The sequence below is a fragment of the Sphingomonas oleivorans genome, assembly GCF_003050615.1.
GTDB lineage: Bacteria > Pseudomonadota > Alphaproteobacteria > Sphingomonadales > Sphingomonadaceae > Sphingomonas_H > Sphingomonas_H oleivorans.
The window spans coordinates 71,966-97,650 of the sequence record NZ_NWBU01000005.1 but is presented as its reverse complement, the minus strand read 5'-3'; the positions used below and the strand labels follow the sequence as shown (position 1 = coordinate 97,650).

General features: G+C 65.5%; 29 protein-coding genes and 1 pseudogene. 15 read left to right on the top strand and 15 right to left on the bottom strand.

Going from position 1 to position 25,685, the window contains the following annotated elements; translation table 11 throughout:
- Nucleotides 1-3 precede the first annotated feature (3 nt).
- Both CLG96_RS05885 and CLG96_RS05880 read left to right on the top strand, forming a co-directional pair.
- A complete protein-coding gene (locus tag CLG96_RS05885) occupies nt 4-723 on the top strand; it encodes a hypothetical protein (protein WP_107966954.1) in 720 nt (239 codons plus the stop codon).
- A 9-nt stretch (nt 724-732) separates the two neighbouring features.
- Nucleotides 733-1,644 (top strand): DUF4238 domain-containing protein, encoded by a 912-nt coding sequence (locus CLG96_RS05880; protein WP_107966953.1) that lies wholly within the window; start codon nt 733-735, stop codon nt 1,642-1,644.
- A 430-nt stretch (nt 1,645-2,074) separates the two neighbouring features.
- Here the strand turns inward: CLG96_RS05880 and CLG96_RS05875 are convergent, their stop codons facing one another.
- Nucleotides 2,075-2,974: a LysR family transcriptional regulator gene (locus tag CLG96_RS05875; RefSeq protein ID WP_107966952.1), complete on the bottom strand. Its 900-nt coding sequence runs from the start codon at nt 2,972-2,974 to the stop codon at nt 2,075-2,077.
- Between the two features lie 104 nt (nt 2,975-3,078).
- Here CLG96_RS05875 and CLG96_RS05870 point away from each other — a divergent pair, with 104 nt between their 5' ends.
- A complete protein-coding gene (locus tag CLG96_RS05870; protein ID WP_107966951.1) occupies nt 3,079-4,068 on the top strand; it encodes a zinc-dependent alcohol dehydrogenase family protein in 990 nt (329 codons plus the stop codon).
- Nucleotides 4,069-4,202: 134 nt separating this feature from the next.
- Here the strand turns inward: CLG96_RS05870 and CLG96_RS05865 are convergent, their stop codons facing one another.
- The 4 genes from CLG96_RS05865 to CLG96_RS05850 all read right to left on the bottom strand — a co-directional run bounded on the left by CLG96_RS05865 (nt 4,203) and on the right by CLG96_RS05850 (nt 9,046).
- The gene (locus CLG96_RS05865) at nt 4,203-5,540 is read right to left on the bottom strand and encodes an 8-oxoguanine deaminase (RefSeq protein ID WP_107966950.1); all 1,338 of its coding nucleotides are present in this window, start codon (nt 5,538-5,540) and stop codon (nt 4,203-4,205) included.
- A 65-nt stretch (nt 5,541-5,605) separates the two neighbouring features.
- Entirely contained in the window at nt 5,606-6,607 is a 1,002-nt protein-coding gene (add, locus tag CLG96_RS05860) for an adenosine deaminase (RefSeq protein WP_107966949.1), read from the bottom strand.
- A 13-nt stretch (nt 6,608-6,620) separates the two neighbouring features.
- Entirely contained in the window at nt 6,621-7,613 is a 993-nt protein-coding gene (locus CLG96_RS05855; RefSeq protein ID WP_107966948.1) for a nucleoside hydrolase, read from the bottom strand.
- Entirely contained in the window at nt 7,610-9,046 is a 1,437-nt protein-coding gene (locus CLG96_RS05850) for an MFS transporter (RefSeq protein WP_107966947.1), read from the bottom strand. Before CLG96_RS05850 ends, CLG96_RS05855 begins: the two co-directional genes overlap by 4 nt.
- Before the next feature lie 186 nt (nt 9,047-9,232).
- Between CLG96_RS05850 and CLG96_RS05845 the strand changes: the two genes are divergently transcribed.
- From CLG96_RS05845 to CLG96_RS05835, 4 genes are all read left to right on the top strand, one after another.
- Nucleotides 9,233-10,144, top strand: coding sequence for a LysR family transcriptional regulator (locus CLG96_RS05845; protein ID WP_107966946.1), 912 nt, complete (start codon nt 9,233-9,235; stop codon nt 10,142-10,144).
- 524 nt (nt 10,145-10,668) lie between these two features.
- Complete coding sequence (locus CLG96_RS18475) at nt 10,669-11,460, top strand: hypothetical protein (protein WP_133175357.1); 792 nt, start codon at nt 10,669-10,671, stop codon at nt 11,458-11,460.
- 329 nt (nt 11,461-11,789) lie between these two features.
- Entirely contained in the window at nt 11,790-12,206 is a 417-nt protein-coding gene (locus CLG96_RS05840) for an NUDIX domain-containing protein (RefSeq protein ID WP_107966945.1), read from the top strand.
- Nucleotides 12,207-12,254: 48 nt separating this feature from the next.
- Entirely contained in the window at nt 12,255-12,590 is a 336-nt protein-coding gene (locus CLG96_RS05835; protein ID WP_243395649.1) for a hypothetical protein, read from the top strand.
- On the opposite strand, the gene CLG96_RS18470 is transcribed toward CLG96_RS05835, so the two are convergent.
- A complete protein-coding gene (locus tag CLG96_RS18470) occupies nt 12,566-12,823 on the bottom strand; it encodes a hypothetical protein (RefSeq protein WP_133175356.1) in 258 nt (85 codons plus the stop codon). The two genes, CLG96_RS05835 and CLG96_RS18470, sit on opposite strands and share 25 nt — an antisense overlap.
- A 141-nt stretch (nt 12,824-12,964) precedes the next feature.
- Here CLG96_RS18470 and CLG96_RS05830 point away from each other — a divergent pair, with 141 nt between their 5' ends.
- The gene (locus CLG96_RS05830; protein ID WP_107967257.1) at nt 12,965-13,993 is read left to right on the top strand and encodes an alpha/beta fold hydrolase; all 1,029 of its coding nucleotides are present in this window, start codon (nt 12,965-12,967) and stop codon (nt 13,991-13,993) included.
- An 83-nt stretch (nt 13,994-14,076) separates the two neighbouring features.
- Here CLG96_RS05830 and CLG96_RS05825 read toward each other — a convergent pair whose 3' ends face one another.
- Nucleotides 14,077-14,427 (bottom strand): gamma-glutamylcyclotransferase family protein, encoded by a 351-nt coding sequence (locus CLG96_RS05825; protein WP_243395648.1) that lies wholly within the window; start codon nt 14,425-14,427, stop codon nt 14,077-14,079.
- 38 nt (nt 14,428-14,465) lie between these two features.
- Nucleotides 14,466-15,791, bottom strand: a complete 1,326-nt coding sequence (locus CLG96_RS05820; RefSeq protein ID WP_243395646.1) for an MFS transporter — start codon at nt 15,789-15,791, stop codon at nt 14,466-14,468.
- Between the two features lie 97 nt (nt 15,792-15,888).
- Here CLG96_RS05820 and CLG96_RS05815 point away from each other — a divergent pair, with 97 nt between their 5' ends.
- The gene (locus CLG96_RS05815; RefSeq protein WP_107967254.1) at nt 15,889-16,797 is read left to right on the top strand and encodes a LysR family transcriptional regulator; all 909 of its coding nucleotides are present in this window, start codon (nt 15,889-15,891) and stop codon (nt 16,795-16,797) included.
- A 17-nt stretch (nt 16,798-16,814) separates the two neighbouring features.
- Here the strand turns inward: CLG96_RS05815 and CLG96_RS05810 are convergent, their stop codons facing one another.
- A complete protein-coding gene (locus CLG96_RS05810; RefSeq protein WP_107966944.1) occupies nt 16,815-17,777 on the bottom strand; it encodes a DMT family transporter in 963 nt (320 codons plus the stop codon).
- A gap of 146 nt (nt 17,778-17,923) precedes the next feature.
- Between CLG96_RS05810 and CLG96_RS05805 the strand changes: the two genes are divergently transcribed.
- Entirely contained in the window at nt 17,924-18,382 is a 459-nt protein-coding gene (locus CLG96_RS05805) for an Lrp/AsnC family transcriptional regulator (RefSeq protein ID WP_243395645.1), read from the top strand.
- On the opposite strand, the gene CLG96_RS19310 is transcribed toward CLG96_RS05805, so the two are convergent.
- Both CLG96_RS19310 and CLG96_RS05800 read right to left on the bottom strand, forming a co-directional pair.
- On the bottom strand, nt 18,372-18,503 hold the full coding sequence (locus CLG96_RS19310) for a hypothetical protein (protein ID WP_279330549.1): 132 nt from the start codon (nt 18,501-18,503) through the stop codon (nt 18,372-18,374). The two genes, CLG96_RS05805 and CLG96_RS19310, sit on opposite strands and share 11 nt — an antisense overlap.
- 10 nt (nt 18,504-18,513) lie before the next feature.
- Nucleotides 18,514-19,347 carry an oxidoreductase gene (locus CLG96_RS05800; RefSeq protein WP_107966942.1) on the bottom strand — a complete coding sequence of 278 codons (834 nt, stop codon included), beginning with the start codon at nt 19,345-19,347 and terminating at the stop codon, nt 18,514-18,516.
- Nucleotides 19,348-19,474: 127 nt separating this feature from the next.
- On the opposite strand from CLG96_RS05800, the gene CLG96_RS18645 reads away from it, so the two are divergent.
- The gene (locus CLG96_RS18645) at nt 19,475-19,648 is read left to right on the top strand and encodes a hypothetical protein (RefSeq protein WP_165799543.1); all 174 of its coding nucleotides are present in this window, start codon (nt 19,475-19,477) and stop codon (nt 19,646-19,648) included.
- A 26-nt stretch (nt 19,649-19,674) separates the two neighbouring features.
- On the opposite strand, the gene CLG96_RS05790 is transcribed toward CLG96_RS18645, so the two are convergent.
- Nucleotides 19,675-21,300 carry an ABC-F family ATP-binding cassette domain-containing protein gene (locus CLG96_RS05790; RefSeq protein ID WP_207796598.1) on the bottom strand — a complete coding sequence of 542 codons (1,626 nt, stop codon included), beginning with the start codon at nt 21,298-21,300 and terminating at the stop codon, nt 19,675-19,677.
- Nucleotides 21,301-21,459: 159 nt separating this feature from the next.
- Here CLG96_RS05790 and CLG96_RS05785 point away from each other — a divergent pair, with 159 nt between their 5' ends.
- Nucleotides 21,460-22,014, top strand: a complete 555-nt coding sequence (locus tag CLG96_RS05785) for a TetR/AcrR family transcriptional regulator (RefSeq protein WP_207796597.1) — start codon at nt 21,460-21,462, stop codon at nt 22,012-22,014.
- Nucleotides 22,015-22,104: 90 nt separating this feature from the next.
- Here CLG96_RS05785 and CLG96_RS05780 read toward each other — a convergent pair.
- A pseudogene (locus CLG96_RS05780) lies at nt 22,105-23,102 on the bottom strand (aldo/keto reductase).
- A gap of 122 nt (nt 23,103-23,224) precedes the next feature.
- The gene (locus CLG96_RS18955; RefSeq protein ID WP_207796596.1) at nt 23,225-23,446 is read right to left on the bottom strand and encodes a hypothetical protein; all 222 of its coding nucleotides are present in this window, start codon (nt 23,444-23,446) and stop codon (nt 23,225-23,227) included.
- 142 nt (nt 23,447-23,588) lie between these two features.
- Between CLG96_RS18955 and CLG96_RS05770 the strand changes: the two genes are divergently transcribed.
- From CLG96_RS05770 to CLG96_RS05760, 3 genes are all read left to right on the top strand, one after another.
- Complete coding sequence (locus CLG96_RS05770; RefSeq protein ID WP_107966938.1) at nt 23,589-23,957, top strand: hypothetical protein; 369 nt, start codon at nt 23,589-23,591, stop codon at nt 23,955-23,957.
- A 119-nt stretch (nt 23,958-24,076) separates the two neighbouring features.
- Entirely contained in the window at nt 24,077-24,811 is a 735-nt protein-coding gene (locus CLG96_RS05765) for an energy transducer TonB (RefSeq protein WP_243395644.1), read from the top strand.
- Nucleotides 24,812-24,864: 53 nt separating this feature from the next.
- Complete coding sequence (locus CLG96_RS05760) at nt 24,865-25,137, top strand: hypothetical protein (protein WP_133175355.1); 273 nt, start codon at nt 24,865-24,867, stop codon at nt 25,135-25,137.
- A gap of 19 nt (nt 25,138-25,156) precedes the next feature.
- Here the strand turns inward: CLG96_RS05760 and CLG96_RS05755 are convergent, their stop codons facing one another.
- On the bottom strand, nt 25,157-25,558 hold the full coding sequence (locus CLG96_RS05755) for a hypothetical protein (RefSeq protein ID WP_133175354.1): 402 nt from the start codon (nt 25,556-25,558) through the stop codon (nt 25,157-25,159).
- Nucleotides 25,559-25,685: the final 127 nt, after the last annotated feature.

Below are 25,685 nucleotides of genomic sequence, written 5' to 3'. Positions count from 1 at the left end.
AGATTGATCCTTGGTGGCAAGATCGGCAATTTGCTATCCTTCGCCATGACGAACGACACCGATTTGCCTGTAAACTGGGCAGAGATACTGGCCGCTGCGGACGACAAATCCGAATTCCCGTCCATTATGGTCACGCCCGAGACCATCGCGGTGATGAGCCTGGTCGATTGTGCCGATCAGCTTGAGGCGATGAACCAATTTCCGATGCGTCTGGCTTTGGCCGCCAAGTCTGCGCATCTGGCTCTGCAGGCGGCGCTGACCGCAGCACTGGCGGGCACCGCCAATATCGGCGCCCATGATGATAAGCTCGCGGCGCGCCACTTGGCCTATCTGGAAGATCGCGGCGAAGGAGGCGTCGAGCGTCCCACCAGCGACCGTGTCATGAGCTTTCCAGACTTGCTCGCCAAGGCCACAGCGGGCCCTTTGCCTTGGGGCGACGCTATCCAGCTTTCCACCGACGATGCCCTCCTGCTCGATCGGCTCGCGCGGATCCGCCACGACATCGAGCATCCGAAGCAGCAAATTCATGCGATCGAGATGGCCTATGTATTCGAGCCTCTGCCTGTGGCCGCTAATCTTGTGGCCACATTGATCGGAACAGTCTTCCACCATATTGATCGGGATGAGCGGCAGGCCCTTGAGCATGCCCGCGACCGGATAATCGCCTATTGCCTGGCGCGGTCGACAGAGGAAGAGCCGCGGTCTGCCCAGGCGTCCGATTGAAGCACGCCCATGGCGGCCAACAATCCCCCCGTGAAGCATCATTATACGCCGCAATTCCTGCTGGCGCAGTGGGCGGTGACGGACAGGAAGCTTTGGCGCTTCAGCCGCCCCTATGGTGACAAGATCGCCGTCAAGCAGGTCTCGACGGCGGAAATAGGTTACCAGCCGCATCTCTATGCCTTGCCGGGAGTGTCTCCCGAGAAGATGCAGATCTTCGAGGAGAAGTTCATGTCGCCGCTGGATGCTCAGGCGGCTGAAACCCATTCCCTCCTTCTGAAGGGAAAGATCCAGGGCATGCCTCAGAAGCAGCGGAGCGCCTGGAGCCGGTTCATCATGTCCCAATGGTTTCGCACACCAGAGGGCGTAACGGCATTCAAATCGGCCATGACCCATCTGCTGACCCAACCGGACAGCGAGCTTAGGATCCGCTATCGCGAAGAGTGGAAGGAGGGCATGCCGGCGACTCTTGAAGAACTGCTGGTCAGGTCCACCCCGCATATCGTCGAGCAGAAGGCACTCGAGTTGATGTTCACGATGATGGACAATCCGCAACATGGGCTAAGCCTCAACCGGATGCACTGGTTGATCAGGGAGACCGAGGGCGGGAGGGAATTTCTCGTTTCCGATGCGCTCCTCCAGCAATCACAAGGGGTCTTCACCCCAACAGGCTTCATCACGATGCCGATCGCGTCGCGCAAACTCTTCATTGCGGTGAACAGCAGGAGTCTGAGAGACAGTTTTCTTACCCTGAGCCGCAACGAGCTGGTGGCCCGTGCGAACCGGGCGGTCGTCCGCCGCGCGTCTGAATATGTGGGAACGACCGACCTGTCACAGCGTCCCTTCATCGAGCGGGAGTTTGGCAAGGAGGTCAATGAGACGATCTTCAAAGGCATCGCGGCGCGGTACGCGACTGGCGCCTGAGCGGGGTCGATCGCACGGGCTGATCGCTCTCCATTGTGGAATGACTTGCGATAGCCATGTCGCTCCCGCACTGTCGTCGATGGTCAGCCGCTCAGAACTCTGAGGGCTCGATTACACGAAGGGGATCGATGGTGAGACTTCGCTTCAGCAGATCCGCTGTCAGGCACCTCCCGGTCAGGGAAAGGTCAATTGGCGGATCCGTCAGCACTCAAGCGGACCGGCCGCTCCTAGGGAGACGAAAATCGCTGCCGAACGGCTAGGATGGGTCGATGCCGTTGGGAAAACCGGCTTTGGGCAGGCAGAAGCGGGTTTAAGCGAAATGGTGGACGATGGCGGAAAGGCGCCCAAAGCGGCATCAGGCAGCGGCTGAGCCAGTCTCCAAAAGCAGCTCCGGATCATCGGTGGCGGCTCGGGATCGCGCTCCTGCATCTCATGTCATGAATCTGGGCAATGCAGCCGCCAACGCATCGACAGCAAGGCGGACCCTTAGCGGCAGATGATATGTCTGCAGCCAAAGCGCATGGACGTCGTAAAGAAATTCCGGCTGATCCGGCAATAGCCGGACAAGCAGGCCTGCCTGAATGCGCTCCCGAACCAGCCAGAATGGAAGCCAGGCAAGCCCCATGCCGGTCGCCGCGGCATCGGCGATTGCATCCATGTCGTCGAGCCGCAACCGGCTGGCCGGCATGACCTCCGCCGGAGGCTGGCCCTCGCGCGGAAAGAGCCAGGGGGAAACCGGCCTCAACCGACGGTAGACGATGGCTTGGTGGCTGCCGAGATCCTCGATCCGCCTTGGCCGGCCGTGCTCCTCGAGATAGGAGGGCGACGCGCAGACGACCATGCGCTGGCGTGCGACGCGACGCGCGATTACACCGGCCCTGTCTGCCAGATTGCCGGTCCGGATGGCGAGATCATAGCCATCCTCTGCAAGCTCCGCGATGCGGTCGCCGAACGACAGATCAAGCTCCAGCCGAGGATATTGCCGCGCAAGCTCCAGCAGGACGGGGGCGACGCAGTGCCGGCCGAACAAGGCGGGCATGGTGACACGCAGCTTCCCGCAGGGTTCGGAAAGCTGATCGGCGGCGAGCGCATCCGCAGCCGCCGCTTCGGCAAGTATGATCCGGCAGCGTTCATAATAGGCACGCCCGAAGTCCGTCAGGCTCTGGCGGCGCGTGGTCCGGTTGATGAGGCGCACGCCCAGACGTTCCTCAAGAAACCGCACATGCTTGCCGACCATCGGTCCGGATAGATCGAGCGCCGCCGCGGCGGCCGCGAACGAGCCCAAGTCGACGGCCCTGACGAACACGGACATGCTGGTCAGGCGATCCATATTCAAAACCCCTGGTTTCCACTGTTATGCTTCTGAAGCCATTTATCCTCCTGTCGCGGCTTGGCATAGCGCATTCAGTGCAATCATTTTGGAGTCGTGGCCTAATGGCACGCATGGTTCGCTTCCATGAATTTGGTGGTCCCGAGGTTCTGCGCATCGAGGAGGCCGATGTTCCGGGGCCCGGCGACGGCGAGGTTCAGATCCGCGTCAAGGCGCTGGGCCTGAACCGGGCCGAGGCGATGATCCGCACGGACTCCTATATCGAGAGACCGACGCTGCCTTCCGGTCTCGGCCTCGAGGCGGCGGGCATCGTCGAAACGGTCGGCAAAGGCGTCCAGGGCTTCGCGCCGGGCGACGCCGTCAGCGTCGTGCCGCCCTTGTCGATGGTCCGCTGGCCCGCTTATGGCGAGTTCGCCACTTTTCCTGCCGAACTCGTCGTCAAGCACCCCCCATCGCTCGGCTGGGAAGCCGCGGCAGCCGTCTGGATGCAATATGTCACCGCCTATGGCGCGCTGATCGACCTTGCCGAACTCCGCAGGGGGGACTTTGTCGTCATTACCGCGGCATCGAGCAGCGTCGGACTGGCCGCGATCCAGATTGCCAATATGGTTGGCGCGATCCCGATCGCGGTCACGCGGACGTCTGGCAAGAAGCACGCCCTTTTCGAGTGCGGTGCCATGCACGTCATCGCTTCAGCGGAGGAAGATCTGGAAGCCCGGTTGAAGGAAATCGCCGGCCCGGAGGGCGTACGAATAGTGTTCGATCCGGTAGGCGGCCCCGCTTTCGAGCCTCTGACGGCCGCGATGTCACGGGGTGGCATTCTCATCGAATATGGCGCCTTGAGCCCTGAACCGACCCCCTTCCCGCTATACGCCGTGTTGGCCAAGAGCCTGACCCTGCGTGGCTTTCTCATCCACGAGATCGTCGGCGATCCGGCGCGGCTGGAGGCCGCCAAGGCATTCGTCCTCGACGGGCTGACATCGGGTTCGCTCCAGCCGGTAATCGCCAAAGCCTTTCCGTTCGATCAGATCGTCGAGGCTCATCGCTTTCTGGAGTCGAACGCGCAATTCGGCAAGATCGTCGTGACGGTTTGACCGATGATGCGACCTCCAGTCCGAAGCGCGCCGACGCGATGTCCAGGATGAGCTGAGGCACGTCTGCGCTGTCGTCCCTAAGGTGCTGCGTCGCGCGCAGCTGCTGCCGTTCTTCGCCAAGCTGTCGCCTTGCCTCATCCATAGAGCCGGCGCGCGAGCCGGTGGTGGCGATCGCGCAGCGAGGCGAGATCGATGCCGACGGGCATGCGATCCCGGACCAGCCAGCGGCCGCCGACCATCAGGCGATCCGCCCGGGTGGCGCCGCACAGCACCAGCGCGGCGAGCGGATCATGCGCGCCGGACATTGCGAGATCCTCATCCACCCGGAAGAGCGCCAGATCGGCCGCCGCGCCGGCGCGCAGCCGGCCGATATCGTCCCGGCCCAGGCAGCGCGCAGAGCCATGCGTGGCCCAGCGCAGCGCATCGAGATGCGTCATGCGATCCGCGCCATAGCGCAGCCGGTTGAGCAGCAGCGCGTGGCGCACCGCCTCGATGCCGTTGCCGGCGTCGTTGGAGGCGGATCCGTCGACGCCGAGGCCGACGGGGCTTCCTGCCGCCTCGAGCGCCAGCGTGTGGCATTGGCCCGAGGCGAGAAGCATGTTGGAGGTCGGGCAGTGGCAGACGGCCACCTTGCTGCGCCCCAGCCGCTCTATCTCGGACGGGTCGAAATGAATGCCGTGCGCGAGCCAGGTCTGCTCGCCCAGCCAGCCGACCTCTTCGAGATGATCGAGCGGGCGGCGGCCGAAGCTGTGCAGGCAGAAGTCGTTCTCGTCCTCGGTCTCGGCCAGATGCGTGTGCAGCCGGCAGCCATGGCGGGCGGCGAGCGCGGCGCTTTCGCGCATGAGCTGCGGCGTGACGGAGAAAGGCGAGCAGGGCGCCAGCGCGATCTGGACGAACGCGCCGGGCCCGCGTTCATGGAAGCGCGCGATCAGCCTTTCGCAATCGGCCAATATGGCCTCGTCGCGCTGGACCACGGACCGGGGCGGCAGGCCGCCATCCTCGACCGACAGGCTCATCGAGCCGCGCGTCAGCGTCACGCGCATCCCCAGGCGCCGCGCAACCTCGACCTGGATGTCGATCGCTTCCTCCATGCCCGCCGGAAAGAGATAATGATGGTCCGATGTCGTGGTGACGCCCGACAGCATCAGCTCGATCATGGCCATTTCGGTGGCCAGTTCGAGCGCCTCGGGCGTGATCCGCGCCCAGATCGGGTAAAGCGCCTGGAGCCAGCCGAACAGGGGCTTGTTGATCGCCGCCGGATGGGCGCGCGTCATATTCTGGTAGAAATGATGATGCGTGTTCACGAGGCCGGGCAGGATGACATGCGCGCTCGCATCCATCACCTCGTCCACGGGCCCGGCGGGCGTGGCGCCGGCAGGCACGAGCTCGGCAATGACATCGCCGTCGACGACGAGCCCCCCCGCGCAGTCGGGGCCAAGGATGGCGAGCGGATTCTTCAGCCAAAGCCGCATGGATTGAAACTCCCTTGATCTGTTGGGCGGCGCGCCAGTCGTCGCTACTGTCGGCCTTCGGTATTTCAGCCGCGTCCGTCGGATGCGGCGCGCGCTTCCGCGTCCAGGCGCCGGGCGAGCCCGTCGCGCACGCTCTGCTCCATGAAGCCGGCTGCCACGCTGGTGCGGTCCAGCGCCAGCAGGCTTGCGGCATCGAAGCCGAGCGTCTCGCGAAGGAGCTGCCGTTCGGCCGAGAGCGGCGAGCCGGTCTGCCGCGGATTGTCGTCGCCCAGCACGAGCGGCACGCCGCTGCAGTGGAGATGCCGGGCGGGATGCGCGCCGATCGCGGCGATGCCGCCGGTGTACCAGTTGGAGGTCGGGCATATTTCCACGACGATGCCGCGCGCCGCGATCTCGCGCAGCACGGCGGGATCGTCGGCGATATGCGTGCCGTGGCCGATGCGCGTCACGCCGAGCAGATCGACGGCGTCGATCGCGGCCGAGGCCGGGCCGGCCTCCGCGGCATGGCAGGTGAGGCCGAGCCCGGCCGCGCGCGCGATCCCGAATGCGGACGTCAGCATCCCGAGGTCGGGATAGAGTATCTCGTCGCCGGCGAGATCGAAGCCCACGACGCCGCGCCCGGCGAAACGGGCCGCGGCGCGCGCGGCCGCCTCGTTGATCTCGGGGCCGTGGAGCCGCAAGGCGCAGACCACGGCGCCTGCCGGCATGCCGGTTATTTGCGATCCCTCCCGCATGCCTTCGCAAACCGCCGCGATCACCTCGTCCGGGTCCATGCCGTTGCCGACATGGCTCATGGGCCCGAACCTCAGCTCGAGATAGTCCTCGCCGTCCGCCGCCGCGTCCTCGACCGCCTCGCGCGCGATGCGCGTGAGGCTCTCGCGATCCGCAAAGAAGGGATAAGTGGAGGAGACTTTCTGCAGAAAGCAGGTGAGATTGGAAGGCCCGCCCAGCTGCATCGCCTGCGCCCAGCCGCCCTCGGGCTCCGCCAGCCCCAGCCTGGCGCCGAGTTCCTGGGCGGTGGAGGGCCTGACCCTGCCTTCGAGATGCGTGTGGAGATTCAGCAGCATTGCATCGTGCCTTTCATCGAACCGCCTCCGGTGCGTCGAAGCGGGTGAGGCGCTCGACGAGATGGGGGCCGAGCGGGCGATCCAGCTCCAGCACGACGCGGGTCCGTGCGCCCGGCTGGTCGACGGGGCCGAGCCGCTGCCCGCGCAGGTCGCAGATCGTCTGGCCGCGGCCGGGGCCGCGCGTGGTGTCGACGACGATCTCGACGGCCGGCGCCCGGCGGCTCCGGACCTCGCCGACGGCGATCGCGGCGGCCATGGGATCGTGCAGCGCGCAGCTGCGTTCGCCGTAAAGCGGCACATAATAATCGAAATAAATGTCGAGCATGGCCCCCAGCGCGCGGACGAGCGCCGTCGGGGCATCGAGCAGGGCCGCGCAGTCCCGTTCGAACAGCCGGTTCTCCAGCGTGACGTCGAGCGGCACGAGCGTGCAGTCCCAGCCGGCGTCGAGCAGGGCGGCGGCCGCTTCGGGATCATTGCCGATATTGGCTTCGGCGACCGCGCTGATATTGCCGGGCGCCAGCGCTGCGCCGCCCATGGTGGTGACGGAGCGGATCAGTCCCGGCAGGCCGGGCTCGCGCGCCAGCGCGGTCGCAATGTTGGTCGTCGGCCCGACCGTGACGATCGACAGCGCGCCGCCATGTTCGTGCGCGAGGTCGCGCAGCAGGTCGGCCGCGTCGCGCCGGTCGGGCTCTCTCGGCGCAGCCGGCAGCATCACGTCGCCGACGCCATTATGGCCGTGGATCCAGGGGACGCCGCCGTCGAAGCTGCCGGCCAGGAAATCCTGCGCGCCAATGGCGACGGGCACGTCGTCGCGCCCGGCAAGGTGCAGCAGGTCGAGCGTATTGCGCGCGGCGCGCGCGGCGCTGACATTGCCGCTGACCGTGCCGATGCCGACCAGCTCGACCTCCGGCGATGCCAGCAGATAGGCAAGCGCGATGGAATCGTCGATGCCGGTGTCGCAATCCAGGTAAATGGGGCGGCGCCCGCCTGAACCAACCAAGCTCATGCTCCCGGCTCTTGTGCGATGAAGAGGCTGCTGATGAACGCGGCCAGGGTTATGCCGCAGGAGATGCAGAGCGCCGTGGCATAGCCGGCGCCGGTTCCGGCAGCGGCAAAGGGCGCGACGATCGCAATGCCCAGATTGGCGCCGAGGCCGAAGGCCGCGCCATTGAGCCCGGGCAGCGCGGCGGGGGCATCCTTCGGCGACAGAAGCACGCCGAGGCCGTTCAATGTCGTGAGCGCGAGCCCGTTATAAGTGAGGCCGAGCAGCGCCACCGCGACCATCACGAATCCGGGATCGTCCGATCGCAAGGCTATGGCGATCAGCAGCAGGATGCTCGCGCCCAATCCCAGCCGCATCACCCTGATCCAGCCCAGGCGATCCGCCAGCCATCCTGCCATAGGCGCGGTCAGAACCCCGATGAGCGCGGCCGGCGAAAGATAGAGCAGGGCGGAGGTCGCGCTGTCCAGGCCGAAGCCTGCGCGCTGGTCCTGGCTCAGCAGCACGATCGTGAAGTTGATCACGGCGAAGATGCCCGCGAGCGTCAGGCTCGTGGTCATCAGCATCGGCCAGAATGAGCGCGACCGCAGATGGTGCGTCGCCACCAGCGGGGCCGCGCTGCGTCGCTCGATCTGCCAGAAGGCCGCGAACGCCGATGCCGCCCCGCCGAGCCACGCCAGCGTTCGCGCGCTGCCCCATCCGATCGCGGCGCCGTCGGACACGAAAAAGCTGGTGCAGGCGAGCATGAGCGACAGGGCGGCGGCGCCGGCCCAATCCATTCGGCTGCCCATCCGGCCGCCGCGATCGACCGGCGCGTCCCTGGGCAGATGCAGCATGGCGGAGAGGAGGGCCAGCAGCCCGAAGATCAGGATCGCCACGAAGACCGCGCGAAAGCCGAAGCGCCCCGCCAGCAATCCGCCCAGATAGCCGTCGATCCCGCCCGCGCCGCCGCTGATCGCCGTGATGAGGCCCAGCGACACGCCGAACAGCTTCTTCTGCAGCCTTTCCCGCAACAGGAGATAGGCGATCTGGAAGGCCGCGCTGGAGCAGCCCTGCATCACCCGTCCGGTCAGCAGCACGGGGAGGTTGGGCGCGACGATGCAGAGGAGGGTGCCTGTGATCAGGATGACGAGCAGGATCATCAGGCACAGCTTGCGGCCGATGAAGTCGCTCCACCGGCTCAGCACGATCCCGGCGATCCCGCCGGCCAGGAAGAAGAGCGACGAGACGCCGGCGACATGATCGAGGCTCTCGCCCAGATCCGTCGCGATCTGCGGCAGCACGGGCGTGATCATCGTCGCATTGAGCTGATAGGAAAGGACGGCGAGCGTCAGGCTGGCCACCAGCGCCGCCGCTTTCGCCCCGCGCAACACATGCTCCTGCCGCGGCGCTGCGGGGGGCAGGGCAGTCGCCCCGCCGGCGGATGCGAACTCGGTCATCGGCCTTGCCGGCCGTATCGATCCCCCCTCGATCACCCGACCTCCGATCCGGCGCGCCCGAACGCCCCAGCTGCGGGTGCTCCGCAGCCTCTTGTGATTGGTCTAGGGTTGTGAAACGATCTAATCCATGAGCAAAATACGGACTGTCCGATCACGAAATGCGAACGCTCATCGCGCGATCCCCGCATGATATTCGGCCGGGCAGCGATTTATTTCGATGAGGTCGCCCGCCAGGGATCGATCAGGCGTGCGTCCGAGATGTTGAGAATTGCGCCTTCGGCCATCGATCGACAGATACTCCAGCTCGAACAGCATTTTGGCGCGCCCCTGTTCGAACGGACGAGCCGTGGGCTGCGCATGACCACGGCCGGGGAGATGCTGGCTGCTGCGCTCCGCAACTGGCGCCGCGACCTCAAGCATGTCAGCGAGCAGATCGACGATCTGACGGGCCTGCGCCGGGGCGAAGTCTCGGTGGCGCTGATCGAGGGCGCGGCCGAATTGCTGAAGCGCGGGATCGCAAGCTTTCATCAGGATTATCCGCATATCGTCTTCCGGCTGCAGACGGGCGGCGCCGAGGCGGTCCTGCGCCATGTGATGGCAGGCGAATGCGATATCGGCCTGACGGCAAATGCGCCCCAGACGCGCGAACTGCGCATCGAGCGCACCTTGCTTTACAGGCTGGGGCTCATCGTCCTGCCCGATCACCCGCTGGCGCGACGATCCGAGATCGGGCTTGTCGATTGCGCGGGCCTGCCGCTCATCGTGCCGGATGCGTCCGTCTCCTTGCGGGGCGTGCTGGACAAGGCGTGGGCGCGCACCGTCGGCGGCAAGATGCGCCATTTCATCGAGGCGAGCGGCATCACCATGGTCAAGTCGCTGGTGGCGAGCGGGGTCGGTGCCGGCATCGTCTCGGCGCTGGACGTGATGGACGAGGTGGCCGAAGGGCAGCTTGCCTTCGTCCCGCTGTCGGATACGCCGGCGCCGCTTTCCATCCTCTCGCTGGTCAGCGCCAGCGGCCGCACGCTCTCGGCGGCCGCGTCGCTCTTCATCGGCCATCTCTCCGCCACCATGCTGAAAAGCGACGTGCCGGCCATCTGATCCCCGCCGCTGGGAGCCTCGCCGCTGGATCGAGGCCTTGCATTCACCAATCTCGGCGCGGTCGTGGCGCCACAGGCAGGCCGCCGCCTGACGACGCCCCCGTGCCGCTGATCATGGGGTGGGGGAGGCGCCTTGAACGCGCGGGCTTGGGGGCGGAGTCGCGCTGGATATCGGCTGATGCGCTGCCCCGTTCGCAGGCAGGCCATCCGTTTCCGGTCGATGCCGTTGAGAAAGCCGGCCTTGGGCAGGCAGAGGCGGGCTTGGGCCAAATGTTGGACGAAGGGCAGGGAAGCGCCAACTTCGGCCACTTCGATCGATGGCGGAAGTTATCCGAAGCAGACGCCGCATCGGCGAGATGTCAAGGCTGCTTTGGGCAATTCTGTGACGGTCCACTTCCAGGCCAACGCTGAAGTCGGACGTTAGCTTGACATTGCGGTTTGGCCCTAAGCGAACGGTTTGGACCTGCACGAACTCACCAGCCACGGTTTCGGGTGATCTGCGGTGATTCACAGCGGACTTAAATCATGCTTATTGCGGGTATGCCGTTCGCTAAAGACTCGATCTTTCTCGCTCAACCGCTGCTACTCGACGTAAAACAGCGACGCTTCCTCGTCGGCATTCGCTTCGCTGTTGAAACCACACAACTCTCGGGAAGACGTTTATGGGCAGCACTAGAGCGCCGCCACGATAATCATGAGAAAGTCGCGCCAGAAACCGCCAACATGGAGCTCTTTGCTGATGCCTGGGCTATAGTTGACAATGCTCGGCGCCTGCAACGTCTACTCTGGAAGATGCCTGGTGTTGAAGATGAAGCCGTCGCACAGGGGTTCGTAAGTAGGTGGCCGTCTTTGAGGGAAATGCGAGACGCAATGCAACATCCTGATAAGGACTACAGTAAGAATCATTTCGGGGAGAATTACGTTTACGGCACGCTTTGTTGGGTCGACTCACGCTTTCGTATCGGTCATGGCAAGGTGTACGCTTACGTGATTAATGCTGGGCCGCAAGCTAATCCAAACTTAAATGATAGTAAATTCCCGTTCGATGTTCCAATCGACAGTCTTGATAATATCCACTCTGTAGTGCTGATGGCCGGCGGAGTCGCCTTATCTTTAGATGCGTTACTAAGAGATATTTGCGAAACAATGGATAAGTTAGATTCTGTATACACAAATGCAATTAAGAATATCCTTGATGAGCAAAAGATGCTCTATCCTGAACGCACAATCAAACTAGAGAAGAAGGCGAAAACAGATAAAGGGTTCAGGCTTGAACTGACTGTCAACACCTCGTCCGGTAATGCGCAACATCCGTAGTTGAGGCGCGCGTTCAACTCGAGCGCAGTATGCATGCCGGCATGGCCGTAGGCCATCACCCTTAGCCAAAACTGCATGTCCGCTTCGGAGGAAGGTTGCGCGGGAAGCAGCGACCAACATAGGTGGGAACTGCTGGCCTACATCTTGAAGAGCGATGGTCCGCTTCCCGCATTTGCTGCCTGAAAGCTGCCGGACCGCTCTCGGCCATTTCCGGATCGAGCACCATCTTTGCCGCCGATGCCGGCCATGACCTGCAGAGAGGGATTGCTGACGTCCCGCGCGTCAGGCGTTACGCCGTCCTTCGGGCTTTCAGGCGGGGGCGGTGCGGTATGGCATTTACGGAACCGAGGCTGGGATGTGGGGCCGCGATCATCGTTGAGGGGCGGATCCTGCTCTTGAAGCGGCTTACGGAACCGGAGGCCGGCTGCTGGGGCATGCCCGGGGGAAAGGTCGATCTCTATGAAAGCGCCGCGGCCGCGACGCAGCGTGAGATAAAAGAGGAAATCGGCATAGAGATAGACGCTGCCGACCTGCTCTGCCTGGTCGAGCAGATCGACGAGGAGCGCGGCGCGCATTGGGTTGCACCGGTCTATCTCGTCACCGCCTTCATGGGCGCGCCCAGGATCGTCGAGCCCGAAAAACATGGCGGGCTTGCATGGTTCCCGCTCGATGCGCTGCCGGACGCGCTGACCTGTCCCATAAGGGGCGCACTGCGGTCGTGGTATTACAGGCAGACTGCCGGCTGACCTTCTCCGTACCGCCGGCCATGAGGGGAGGCACCCTGAATGAGAGACATGATGCCCAACACCCGGATCATCGTCGCAGACGGCAGCTTCGCGATCACGACAGCAAAGCGCGCCGACACCATATGCTTCGAGGATGTGAGCAGGGTGGTGGTCTACAAGCTCGACGCGCTGACGACCGACCTGATCTGCTGCGACATCATCACCGGCTCCGCAGGCGCCGAACAGGTCCGCACCGTGCATGAAGAAATATACGGCTTCGAGGCCCTCATGCTCCGGCTCGAGAAGCTGCCCGGCTTCGACCGAAAATGGCGTGAGAAGGTTATTCTGCCACCCTTCGCCGAAAACCGGACCATCGCCTTTCAACGCAGCAGCGCCGCCGCCTGACGCTTTCTCAAACGAGCTTCCAAGATGCGGCCCTTGCCTTGAGTTCTTCCCGTCATGCCGTCCACCCGCAGGCGGGATGAGGGGGGAGGCGGGGCCATCGCACGAATCCGCACGGCAGAGATCCGCAATTTTGATCCGCAATTTTCGGTCGATAGCGTCTCCGGATTGCTCTCCAGGCCCGAGACATCGACTGCCTGATCGTGGGCTCGGCCTGCACCACGCGCCTGCATCATTCGTCCGTGCCGCCTGAAGGCAGCGATTTGCCGCGCACGCCGCAGCCGAGCGGCGTCCTGCTGCGTTGGAGACCGGCCCTCGATACCGGCTCCGTGGCAGGTCCCCCGGCCCGCCCGGATCGCAACAGATGGAGCCTGGCCATGGACCTGTTCGGAAGCCTGCAAGAGCTGCAGAGCTGGCAAGCCGTCCTGCTGGCGGTCGTCCTCATTCTCGTCCTCCTGGCGGTGGTGAACCATGCCGCCGCGCGATGGGCGGAGCGGCGGAACCCGCCCAAGGGCGCCTTCATCGAGGTGGACCGCGTGCGGCTGCACTATAGCGACCGGGGCAGCGGACCGCCCATCCTCCTGGTGCACGGCAATGTCGTGACCGGGGACGATTATGATATCAGCGGCGTGGCCGAGCGGCTGATCGGAACCTGCCGCGTCATCATCTTCGACCGGCCCGGCTTTGGCCACAGCGAACGGCCGCGGTGGCGCCCCTGGGCGGCCATGGAGCAGGCCAGGTTGCTGCACAAGGCCCTCGCCGAACTTGGCGTCCGGCGGCCGGTGGTCGTGGGGCATTCCTGGGGGACGCTGGTGGCTCTCGCGCTCGCCATCCGCTACCCGGCCGACACGGCCGGCCTTGTCCTGCTCTCCGGCTATTATTTCCCGACCTTCCGGCTGGATGCGGTGATGGTGGCTCCGGGAGCCGTCCCCCTGCTGGGCGACATATTGCGCTATACCATCTCGCCGCTTTTCGGCTGGCTCACCATGCCGCTCACCAAGCGGATCATGTTCGCGCCGGCGCCGGTCACGGCGCGGTTCAGGGCGGAATATTCCACCGCCATGGCCCTGCGGCCGTCCCAGATCCGGGCCACCTGCGTCGATGGCACCTTCATGGTCTCGAGCGCGAAGCGCCTGCGCGCTCATTATCGCGCGCTGTCCCTGCCGGTGACGATCATCGCCGGCGACGGCGACAAGATCGTCAGCCATCGCCATGCCGAACGGCTGCAGGCGGCGATCTCCGGCAGCAATTTGCGGATCGTCGCGGGCGCCGGGCATATGGTGCACCATGTCGCGACCGATCAGGTGGCCGAGGCCATCCTCATGCTGACCGGCATTGCGGGGAAGCCGGCCTATGGCGCAGCTGGAGCAGCGGCGCCGAATCCCCGGCATCCACCCGAGGCATGACCCGGGCGGCGCCAGCCCGAGCCGGAGGGCGTGCTAAGCGAAGCCGCCATGCGACAGAGCGAAGCCGCCATGCGGCAGGGCTGTCACGCCGCAAGCACATAGATGGAGGCGGGGAGCGTTTCCCCTGCCAGCGCCACCGCCACTGTGACGCGCCTGTAGCCGGAGCCTTCAAATTCATCGAGGCGCTGCCAATGCGCGGGGAGATCCGGGGATTCGAAAAGCTGGACCTCGATCGCGTCCCCATGCGCATCGAGGATCAGGCCGGGATAGCCGAGCGCCGAGCCCCAGCCGCCCTCGACGAGCCGACCGCGCACCATGCCCTTTCGCCACTGCCCTTCCAGTCCTGCGAGCTGATGATGATTGGGCCTGCCCGGAGCCAAGGTCCCATAGACGGCCAGGCGTATCCCGGCATCATTGCTGTTCGGCATCGTCATCGTCGCTGTCCCTGTCCTGACATCGGGCGAAATGGCTATCATCCGTTCATAGGGCCGTTCATGGGGCCTGCGCGCCGCATGGAAGCGAGCAGGCCCAATCCGGTCAATGCGAGGAGGCCGGTCAGCGCCGCCACCGATGGCCAGCCGCCATGCGCCCAGAACCAGCCGCCGGCCGAGCCGATCAGGCTCGATCCGAGATAGTAGAATAGCAGATAGAGCGAAGCGGCATGCCCCTTGGCCGATCCCGCCAGCCTGCCCACCCAGCCGCTCGCGACCGAATGGCCGGTGAAGAAGCCGATCGTCACCAGCAAAATGCCCGCGATGATACCGGAAAGCGCCTGCAGCAGCGTCAATGCCACCCCCGCGATCAGCAGCGCCAGCCCCAGCGCGAGCAATGGCGCGCGGCCGAAGCGGTCGGCGAGGCCGCCTGCCGCCGATGAGGCGACCATGCCGAAGCCATAGACCAGGAAGATCAGGCTGATCTGCGTCTGGTTGAGATCATAAGGCGCCTCCGAGAGGCGGAAGCCGGCATAGTTGAACAGGGTGACGAACATGCTCGGCAGGATGAATCCGATCGCGAACAGCCGCAGCAGGCCGGGATGGCGCAGATGGCCGGCCCATATGCGCAGATGCGTGCCGGGCTGAAAGCCCGCGACCGGCACGAAGTTGCGCGAGCGCGGCAGCAGCAGCAGGAAACCGATGCCGGCGGCCAGATCGAGCGCGCCCAGCGCCCCGAGCGCCCCGCGCCAGGAGGTGAGCTCGGTCAGCACCCCCATGCCGACCCGTCCCGCCATGCCGCCAAAGGCGGTGCCCGCGACATAAAGGCCCATGGCCTTGCCCAGATGGCGCGGATCGATCTCCTCGGCGAGATAGGCCATCGCCACCGCGGGCACGCCGCCCAGCAGCAATCCTTCGCAGGCGCGCGCGACGAGCAATATGTGCCAGTCCGGCGACAGCGCCGCGCCGATATTGAGGATCGCCGCCGAGGCCATCGATCCGAACATCAGGCCTCGCCGCCCCAGCGCCTGCGAAAAGGCGCCCGCCGCGACGATGGCGAGGGCAAGGAAGCCGGTGGTCAGCGACAGCGCCAATGCGCTCTCGGCCGGGCTGATGCCGAATGCGCGGGCAAATTCGGGCAGGAGCGGCTGCACGCAATAAAGCAGCGAGAAGGTCGCGAAGCCCGCGAGGAACAATGCCAGGCTGATCCGGCGATAGGCGGCGGTTCCGCGCATTATCCCTGTCGGAGCGGCATCGGCGGCGATCCCGGCGATCCCGGCGGCGATTCCGGCAGGCGGTGGCGCCGGGGCGGCAATGCCCTCTGCCGTGTCGAAAATCCCGTCTGCCTTTGCTGGCCGCGCGTCCATTGTCTCTGCCTCGATGCTGACGCACCTGCCTTGCATTCGCCGGAACTGCCAGTCCAATATATGGCAAAGTCGATCTCGATAGCTTTTGGATATGGCGATGGAGTTGAGGCACATCCGTTACTTCCTGGCGGTGGCGGAGGAAGGTAATTTCACCCGCGCTGCGGCCCGCATCGGCATCGGCCAGCCGCCGCTGAGCCAGCAGATCAAGGATCTGGAGGCCGAAATCGGCACCCGCCTGTTCCGCCGGGTGCCGCATGGCGCGGAACTGACCGAGGCCGGCCACGCCTTTCGGGCCAGCGTGCGGGGCATTCCGGGGCAGGCGTCGGCTGCCGTTCATGCCGCCCGCCGTGCCGCGCGCGGCGAGACGGGCTCGCTCGGCATCGGCTTTACGGGCTCCGCGACATTCAACCCGATCGTGCCCTCGGCCATCCGCTCCTATCGCCGCGCATTTCCCGATGTCGAATTGACGCTGGGCGAAGCCAATAGCAGCGGGCTGGCCGCGGGCTTGCGCGATGGCAGCCTCGACGCGGCCTTTCTGCGGCCGGGCGCTGTGGGCGGCGACGATCTGCAGCTCCATCTGCTGCACGAGGAGCCGATGCTGGTCGCGCTGCCGGGGCGTCACCCCCTTGCCGGCGGCGATGAGGCGGATGGGATCGACCTTGCCCGGCTGCTCGACCAATCCTTCATCCTGACCCCGCGTTTCGTCGGGCCGACGCTGTTCGACGCCGCGGTGGAGGCGTGCCGGGCCGCCGGGTTCGAGCCGATGCTGGGCCAGTCGGCCCCGCAAATGGCATCCGTCCTTGCGCTCGTGGCGGCGGAGCTCGGGGTTTCCATCGTGCCCGCCTCGATGCGTCAGCTTGGCTTGAACGGCGTCGTCTATCGGCCGGTGGCCGGCCAGGCGCCGGTCGCACGCCTCGCCATCGCGCATCGGCGGGGCGACCCTTCCATGCTGGTCCGCAATTTCGTCGCCAATGCGCGACGGACGATCGGCCAGGGGGGAGAATAGGGCGGGGTAAGCCTCTTCTAGGCCACAGCGGCCACAGTTCGGGCCTTTCCTTGCCCGTGCGCCGCAATGCAGGCCAGGACACTCAGCACCACCAGCGCGAAGGCAGCGGTTTCGAGAGGCGTCGGCAGGCGCCGTTCCCACAGGAAGCCGTAGATCAGCGCGAACAGCGTCTCGAAAAGGATCATCTGCCCGACCAGCGTCAGCGGCAGCAGCCGGCTCATCCGGTTCCAGAGCGCATTGCCAAGGATCGAGGCGAGCAGCGCCACGCCGATCGAGACGCCTGCAAGCTGCGCCCAGGCGCCGCCGCTATGGTCCGTCCTGTCGAGGACGAGCGCGATCGGGATCAGGAGGAGGGATTGCGCGCCCGTGACAATTCCCGTCAGCAGGTTCCAGTCGTGAACCGAGACGCTGTCGAGACGGCCGAGCCACCGGCTATTGCCGACCGCATAGCCGGTCCATGACAGCAGGGCGCCGATCGCGCAGAGCAGGCCGGTGGCTTGCGCGCCGGCCGCGCCCGACAGCGGCGCCGCCACGGCCTGCCAGCCGATGCAGAGGGCGCCGGCCGCGCAGAGCAGCAGCGACGGCATGAGCTTGGAAAGCGGTACCGCATCGCGGTCGCGGCTCCCGATGATCGTCACGGCGACCGGCAGGAAGCCGATGACGAGCGAGGTCATGGCGATGCCGCCAATCTGCACGGCGCTCGACAGGAGGATGTAATAAAGCGTGTTGCCGGCGAGCGCGAGCCAGACGAGCCCCAGCCATTCGCGGCGCCCGATCTTGAGCGAAAGCGTGCGCCAGCGCGGCGCGATCAGGATCGCGGAAATTAGACCATAAGAGAGATAGCGGCCGATCGTCAGCTGGAGCGGGCCGAACGCCTGCACCAGCTCCGGGGCGAGGAACACGAGCCCCCACAAGGCACCAGCGCCCATCCCGCACAGTATCCCGATCAATGTCGCGCCGGCGCCGGACGTGCGATCCATGAACGATAGTCTTCCTGTTGCTCTGTTGCTTGCCGACGACTGGCGCGCATCTTATCATCGCAGGCACGAGACATGCGCTCTTGATCGATAGCCCAAATGCAACAAAAACTCGCTGGATGGTCGATCAAGCTCCTTATCCGCCGCGCATGCTCGACTCCTTCGATCGGGCGATCCTGCGTATCGTCCAGCGCGACAACAAGATGCCGCAGCGGAAGATCGCAGAGGCGGTGAACCTCTCCGCCGCCGCGGTGCAGCGGCGGATTGCCGCCATGGAAGCGGCCGGGATCATCGAGCGAAATGTCACGATCGTCGATCCCGCAGCCGTCCCGTTGGCGATTACCGCGATCGTCGAGGTGCATTTGCGCGACGAGCGATCCACGACCGTCGATCCGGCCAAGGCCCTGTTCCGCGCCGCGCCGGAGGTTCAGCAATGCTATTATGTCACGGGTGGGACCAGCTTCGTGCTGGTTATCATCGCGCCTGACATGCGTGCTTATGAAGCATTGACGCGGCGGCTGTTCGCGACGAACGACTTTGTCGATCGCTATCGCACGTTGATCGCCCTGGACCGGGTCAAGACCGACACGGCGCTCGTCATCCCTTAGCATCATAGTTGCATTTCAGATTTGAGATATGCTGTGCGGGCTGGATGCGCCGCTGGGCGAGCCTGTCGGCGATCCGCCGCACCTCCTGGATCGCCAGGGCGCCGTCGCTGATGGCCAGCACCTACCGCCGCCTAGGTCTCGACGAAATCCGTGGACGCGCTGAGGTGCCGCCAATGTTCGAGCTCCTTGAGGCGATCGCGATCCATCTTCTCGATCGCTGTCACGGCGTCTTGGCCCAAAGGCAGACGCAAGGGCGGCTGATCCATGCCGGCAATCTTCAGGATCACGGCGGCACCCTTCCGCGGATCGCCCGGCTGGTGGCCGTCATATGCACGTTGCATCCGGGCGGCGGCGCCGACGACATCGTCATATTCCGGTCGGCTCTCCTCGATCGTGGTCGACGCGCCGGCGAAGTCGGTCCTGAAGCCGCCCGGCTCGATGATCGTGACGCGAACGCCGATCAGCGCCATTTCTTGCGCAAGGACCTCGGAGAAGCCCTCGACGCCCCATTTCGCGGCCGAATAGGGCGCGCGCCCGGGCGCGCCCAGGCGGCCTCCGACCGAGGAGAATTGGATGATGTGCCCCGACCGGCGCGCGCGCATGTGCGGGATCGCCGCCTTGGTCATGATGATCGTGCCGAACAGGTTGGTCTCGATCTGGCGGCGGAAGGAAGCGAGCGGTGTGTCTTCGACCGAACCTATGTCGCCATAGCCCGCATTGTTGACGAGAATATCCAGCGCGCCGAACTCCGCGATGGCAAGGTGGACGGCTGCGGCGGCTTCGATCTCGCTGGTGACATCCAGACGCGCGGCAAGAAGGCGTCCCGGCCTCCCGTCGGCAAGGCCGCCAAGCGTTTCCGGATCGCGGGCGGTCGCAACCAGATTATCGCCCGCATCGAGGATAGCTTCGCAGAGCGCCCGGCCGAAGCCGCGCGAGCTGCCGGTGACAAGCCATGTCTTGCTCATGCTGTTCTCCTTCACGCAAATGAGGCTGCTTCGAGGACCGCGTCGGCGAAGGCGCGCGGCGCTTCCTGGGGCAGATTGTGGCCTCGGCTTCCTCGAGCGCCGGCGCGCTCCTGCCGACGAGCGTCAGGTGATCGTCACGCTCACCCCGGCTGGCCGCGCGCTTCGGGAAAAGGGGGCGCAGCGCACCCTGGTGGCGGCGACGGGGCTCGACCGGGACGAGTTCACGACCACCCAGCGCGCCATGGTGAAGGTCCGCGACAATCTGCTCAAGCATGTGAAAGCGGAGGAAGGGGCGGCATGACCGGAGCAGGCGGTCCGCCCCGACGCTCATGCGCCGACTGCCTCGCAATTCGGCGAGTTACCTTCGAAGGCTTCCCTTCCGAGTTCCACGCGACGCGTGATCGCGATGTTTTCGAGGAAGCCTTCGTCATGGCTCACGACGAGCAGCGCGCCGTCATAGGCTTCGAGCGCTGCCTCGATCGCGTGCACCGAGTCGAGGTCGAGATGATTGGTCGGCTCGTCCAGCACGAGCAGTTCGGGCGGCCTGGTGCCGCCCAGACGACAGGCGAGGCCGGCGCGGAGCATCTGACCACCGCTGAGCGTGTCGACCTGCTGGAGCGCGGCGTCGGCGCGGAACAGGAAGCCCGCCAGGATCGACCGGCACGCATTCTCGTCGCTGCCCGGATTGAGCCGCCGGAAATTCTCCAGGATCGAGGCGCGCGGCTCGAGAAAGGCGACATGCTGGTCGATCAGCGTCGTCGCGGCCGACATTTTCACCCGCCCCGCGAGCGGTTCCAGACCGCCCGTGACGAGCTTGACGAGCGTGCTCTTCCCGCTGCCGTTCGGCCCGACGATCGCAATCCGCTCCGGGCCTGCGATCTTTAAATCCAGATCGCGGAACAGTGGCGCCTTGGCGTCGTATCCGCCCGCCACCCCCTGCATGTCGACCAGCACGCGACCGGCTGGCACGTTCGTGGTCGGCAATATGATCGAGAGGGTCTGGAGTATCTCGACCTTCGCCTTGGCCGCTGCGACCGCATCGGCCGCTTCGTTCGAGATTCGCTCGCTCAGGCGCTGGCCGCTGCCGCCACTGGCCTCCGCGGCATTCTTCCGCGCGCCCATCAGGATGCGCGGCATGTCGCCGCGCGCGGCCTTGCGGGCGCCGGCCGCGTCGCGCCGCACTTTGCGCTCGTCGGCGATCTGGGCGCGGCGCTGGATCTCGGCCTGGCGCCTCTGGGCGTGCGCAAGGTCATGCTCGGCCGCCTCGAGCTCGATCGCTTTGCGCGCGCGATAGTGGCTCCAATTGCCGCCGTAACGCGTCGCACCCAGCGTGGTGAGCTCGACGATCGCGTCCATATGTTGGAGCAGCTCCCGATCATGGCTGACGACGATCAGGCCGGCATTCCATCCTTCGACAAGGCGAGCGACGGCGTCGCGGCCGTCGCGGTCGAGATTGTTGGTGGGTTCGTCCAGCAGGAGGAAGTCAGGCTCGGCAAAGATCGCCGCGGCAAGGCTCGCGCGCGTGCGTTGCCCGCCGGACAGAAGGTGAAGCGGCGCAGCGGGATCGGCTCCGAGCTCCACGCGCGCGAGCGACGCGGCGATCCGCTCCTCGATCGTCCAATCGGCGTCGGCAAGCTCGTCGATGGTCGCCTCACCGGCCTCGGCGCGCCGCAGCATGGCGAGCGCGTCGGTCGCGCCGAACAGATCCGCGATGGTCTCGCCGGGCTGCGCCTGGACTGCCTGTCGTAGCATGGTGACGGTGCCGTCGACCGTAACCCTGCCCGAGCCAGGCTGGCGTTCGCCGGCGATGATCTGGAGCAGGGTCGTCTTGCCCACGCCATTGCGGCCGACCAGCCCGGCTCGCTCGCGCCCGAAGCGCAGATCGGTGCCATTGAGCACGGCGCGACCCTCGGGAGTCGCCCAGCTCAGGTCGGATAAGGTAATCGACGACATGATCCGCAGCTGCTGCTATTAGAAACGACACGATTACGTGCCGTTATCAGAGCCGGCCTGCGAGGGCAATCAACATGTGGGGAAAGGTGTGATCGGATGAATGCGCGAGCCGCAGGCGGGCGGCCGACGAAGGCGCAGGCAGCAGCGCGAACCGAACTGTTGCTCGACACGGCGCGCGAGCTCTTCTGCCGGAAGGGGTTTGCCGGAACGTCGCTCGACGAGATTGCGGCGCTGCTGCGCTCGTCCAAGCACACCATCTACCGGCGCTATCCCGGCAAGCTTGAACTGCTCGAGGCAGTCGTGGAGCGAGACGTCGATCGGTTTCGGAAAGCCTTGGCTCAAGCGGGCGCCGCAGGCGCCGACCCTGTCGATGTGCTTCGGGCGATGGCGCGGTCCTATTTCGGGTTCGGCGCGTCGCGAGACTATGCGGCGCTCTACGCGGCGATATCGCTCGAGGCGGCGACCTCCGCGCATCTGCGAAACAAGCTCCGGGAGTGGGCGTCGGCCGCGCTCGCGCCCCTGCGGGAGGCTATCGCCATCGCGATGCCTCAGGCGGATCCCGCTGAAGCTTGCGAGATCCTGATCGACTTGCTCGACGGCGCCGCCAACCGGGCGAGATGGTCGGATGATGCGCAGGCCGACCCGAGCGCGTCGGATCGATCTTTCGCCGCGAGATGGGATTTCTTTCGCCGGGCGATGGCCACGGCATCCTAGCGGCCCTCCAGCTGAAAGCATTGCGCCCGATCCGCGGATCCCGAGCTTGCCGCGGGGCAATCATCCGCAAGGTTGGTCAGATGTCGGCGCTCAGCGGCCGGTCATTTTGAGCGCCGCCTCGGGCAGGCGTTCGCCCCGGACCTGAATCTTGGACGCTTCGGCGTCGATCTCCTTGAGATCGGCGGGCGTCAGATCGAGGGCGACCGCGCCCAGATTCTCCTCAAGCCGATGCAGCTTGGTCGTGCCGGGGATCGGCACGATCCAGGGCTTCTGCGCGCCAGCAGCCAGGCGAGCGCGACCTGCGCCGGCGTTGCGCCCTTCCGATCGGCGACGTCTTTGACGACGTCGACCAGCGCCCTATTTGCCTTGCGCGCCTCGGGCGAGAAGCGCGGGACGAAATTGCGGAAGTCGGTCGGATCGAATTTGGTGTTCTCGTCGATCTTGCCGGTGAGGAAGCCGGCGCCGAGCGGGCTGAACGGCACGAAACCGATGCCGAGCTCCTCGAGGACCGGCAGAAGCTCCGCCTCCGGCCCGCGCCAGAACAGCGAATATTCGCTCTGAACGGCCGTTACCGGCTGGACGGCATGGGCGCGGCGGATCGTCTGGATGCCCGCTTCCGAGAGCCCGAAATGCTTGACCTTGCCCTCGGCGATCAACGCCTTGACGGTGCCGGCCACGTCCTCGATCGGCACCTCCGGATCGACGCGATGCTGGTAGAAGAGATCGATGCGATCGGTCCGCAGACGCTTGAGGCAGGCGTCCGCCACCGCCTTGATGTGTTCGGGACGGCTATTGGTGCCGCCGCGGCGCTCGCCGGTCTCAAGGTCGATGTCGAAGCCGAACTTGGTGGCGATCACCACCCGGTCGCGGATCGGCTCCAGTGCCTCGCCGACGAGCTCCTCATTGATGAAGGGGCCATAGGCCTCGGCCGTGTCGAAGTGGGTGACGCCCCGCTCATGAGCGGCGCGGATGAGCTTGATCATCTCCTGCCGGTCGGCCGGCGGCCCATAGAGGGTGCTCATGCTCATGCAGCCCAGGCCAAGGGCGGAGACCTCGAGGCCGGAATTTCCGAGTTTGCGTTTTTGCATGTCTTCTTCCTGGAATCAGGCCGTATCCGCGGCGCAAAGGGGAGCCTCTCGGGGAGCGCTCAGGCAGTTTTCCTCCCCGATCGAAGCGGGCGCCGACTTGTCCTTGCGGGGAAGCACGATCGTCACGAGCACGACGACAAGCGCGAGCGCGGCTCCAGCGGCTTTCTCGGATCGAACGTCCCCGGCGCGGTCGCGACCGAACCGCCCACGGCAAAGCTGCCTTGCTCCTGAACGATCAGCGGCGCGGTATTGCGGGCTGGTTGGGCCATCGCTACCGGCGCCGCAACAAGGCTGGCGCAGGCCAGCACTGGTTCGAGAAAATGCTTGCGGGAGGTCAAGCGCATCGTCCGTTCTCTCAGCGACTGTTTCTCCCGATTGTAGCTCCGTCGTGAGTTTGTGATTAGGCAGATAGATTTGGTAAGGCCTATAAGACTGCCTAATGAATATCGGCCATGGGTTCGGACTGGGCACAGCTATGCGGCTTTCATGATGGGGGCGGCGGCGACCATTCTTTCGATGTTCGGCATCGCCATCGCGGTAAACGGCTCGATCGCGGCCTTGCTGGTGGCCGCCGCGCTTTTCGCCGGCGCCGGACAAAGCCTCGGGCAATATGGCGGGCTGACGCTGATCGGCCTTCATGTGCCGGCGCATCGGCGGGCCGAGGCCAATTCGGTCCTCAATTTCGGCGGCTATATCCCGGCAGGATTGCTTCCGGTCGCGACGGGCTGCCTCATCGATCTGACCGGGCTTGCGGTCGGCGCGACGGCGTTCGCTATTGTCCTTGCCATGGCCGCGATCGCAGGCGGGCTGTTCGTTGCCCATCGCCTGGCGAAAGAGCATCCGAAACGAGCTTAGGCCGAAGCGCGGGCGCGGACATTTTCCATCTCGGCCACCATTCCGTTCGCTGGGCGTTCAGTCCGATGCCGGCGCGCATTGAAGGAGGTCCCCGCCCGCGCCGCAGGTCCGGATCCGTGATGAGGCAGATGGAGCAGGAGAGAAGCTACGACAGGATCGGCTCCGCGCTCGGCGTCGCGCTCCTTCACCTCTTGCTCGGCTACGCCTTCATCTCGGGGCTGAGGCTCGATTTCGTGCGCAGCGTGAGCGATGGCTTGAAGCTGTTCGACGTTCCTCTGGAACCGCCGCGCCCGCCCCGGGAGGAGGCCATTCGGGCCGAGGCGCGCGCGCCGGAAGGAAGGGCTGCGCCGCCCAATCTGAGGGCGCGGCCTGCGCCGGTCGTGGCGCCCCCGCCGAAAGTCCGCCTGGATGTGCCGCCGCCGGTCGCAGCGGCACCTGTCCCGGGAACGGAAAGCGAGACCTCCGCAGGCGCTTCGGACCGGATGGGGCCGGGCACTGGCGCCGGCGGCGACGGGACAGGGACGGGCAGTGGCGGCCAAGGCAGCGGCACCGGCGGCGGAGCCGCGGCCAGGGCGCAGCAGGTGGCGGGCCGTATCGCGGATTCGGACTATCCGCGCGCAGCCCGGAAGGCCGGTGCGGAAGGCGTGGTCTATGTGCGCTTCACGGTGGAGACGGACGGCCGCGCTTATGGCTGCGCCGTGGTCCGGTCCAGCGGAAATGCCGATCTCGATGCCACCACCTGTCGGCTGATCGAGCGGCGCTATCGCTACACGCCGGCAAGAGACGCTGAGGGATGGCCCGTCCCGGAGGTGCGGCTCTGGAAACAGATCTGGTGGATCGAACGGCCGGCCTGACGTCGGGCTATGGTTCCGCTCTGGGGTTCCGCTCCGGGCAGCAGGCATCCAGCATGTTCGCCTGGATGCTGGAATGTCCGATTTTGCAGCTAGAAGCGCGGCCTACGCTCTATGGGCGGATAGGCAACCTGTTCGGATGCGCCTGCGTGGCGGCCATGTCGCTGCTGCTCGCTTGGGAGGACTCGCCTCCGTTCGTCGCAGGGGCATGCGTGGCCAAGCGACGCTCTGAGCGGCGGCTTTCTTATTTGGAGATGAAAGCCGAACGACTGGTCTCGGCCAGATCGAGCCGTGACGGTCGGATCTCGGCGATTGCTGCGCACGACTGATATGGGCGGAAAGCGAATATCAGCGAGCGAAGCCGAGATACGCGATCAGCCCTTCGATCGTGCCGGGCAACACACCGCGCGTCTCTGCCTCGCCCAGGTTGATCTTTCCCTGTCTGGCGCGTTGCCGGCGGGCTTCGAGCATTGCATTGGCCGACGACCGCAGCCAACCCTTGATGATGTCCGTACCATCGGCACAGGCTTCTCGACGCTCGACGACGACGTTGTTGGAGGCATCGACCGCGAGTATCAGCCGTGCGCCTGAGGCGGTGAAAGCGAAGCCCTCTTGGTCCTCCACCCACCATTGTTCAAGCCTACGACAAGCATCGCCCGCATTGCGGAACAGGCTGACATCGCCGACTACTCGCTCGTCGGGGCTCTCGTTCACAATGACGACGTCTTCGAGCCAGTCTTGCTGTTCCATATCTCTTATTACAGCGTCGGAGAACGTCCGCCAGGAGTCGGATCCGATCGAGGATTCCTCCATGAACGGAAATCTGGAATTACGGACTTCTGCCCGAAAGCAATCGGTCCGGTATCGACCAGATCAC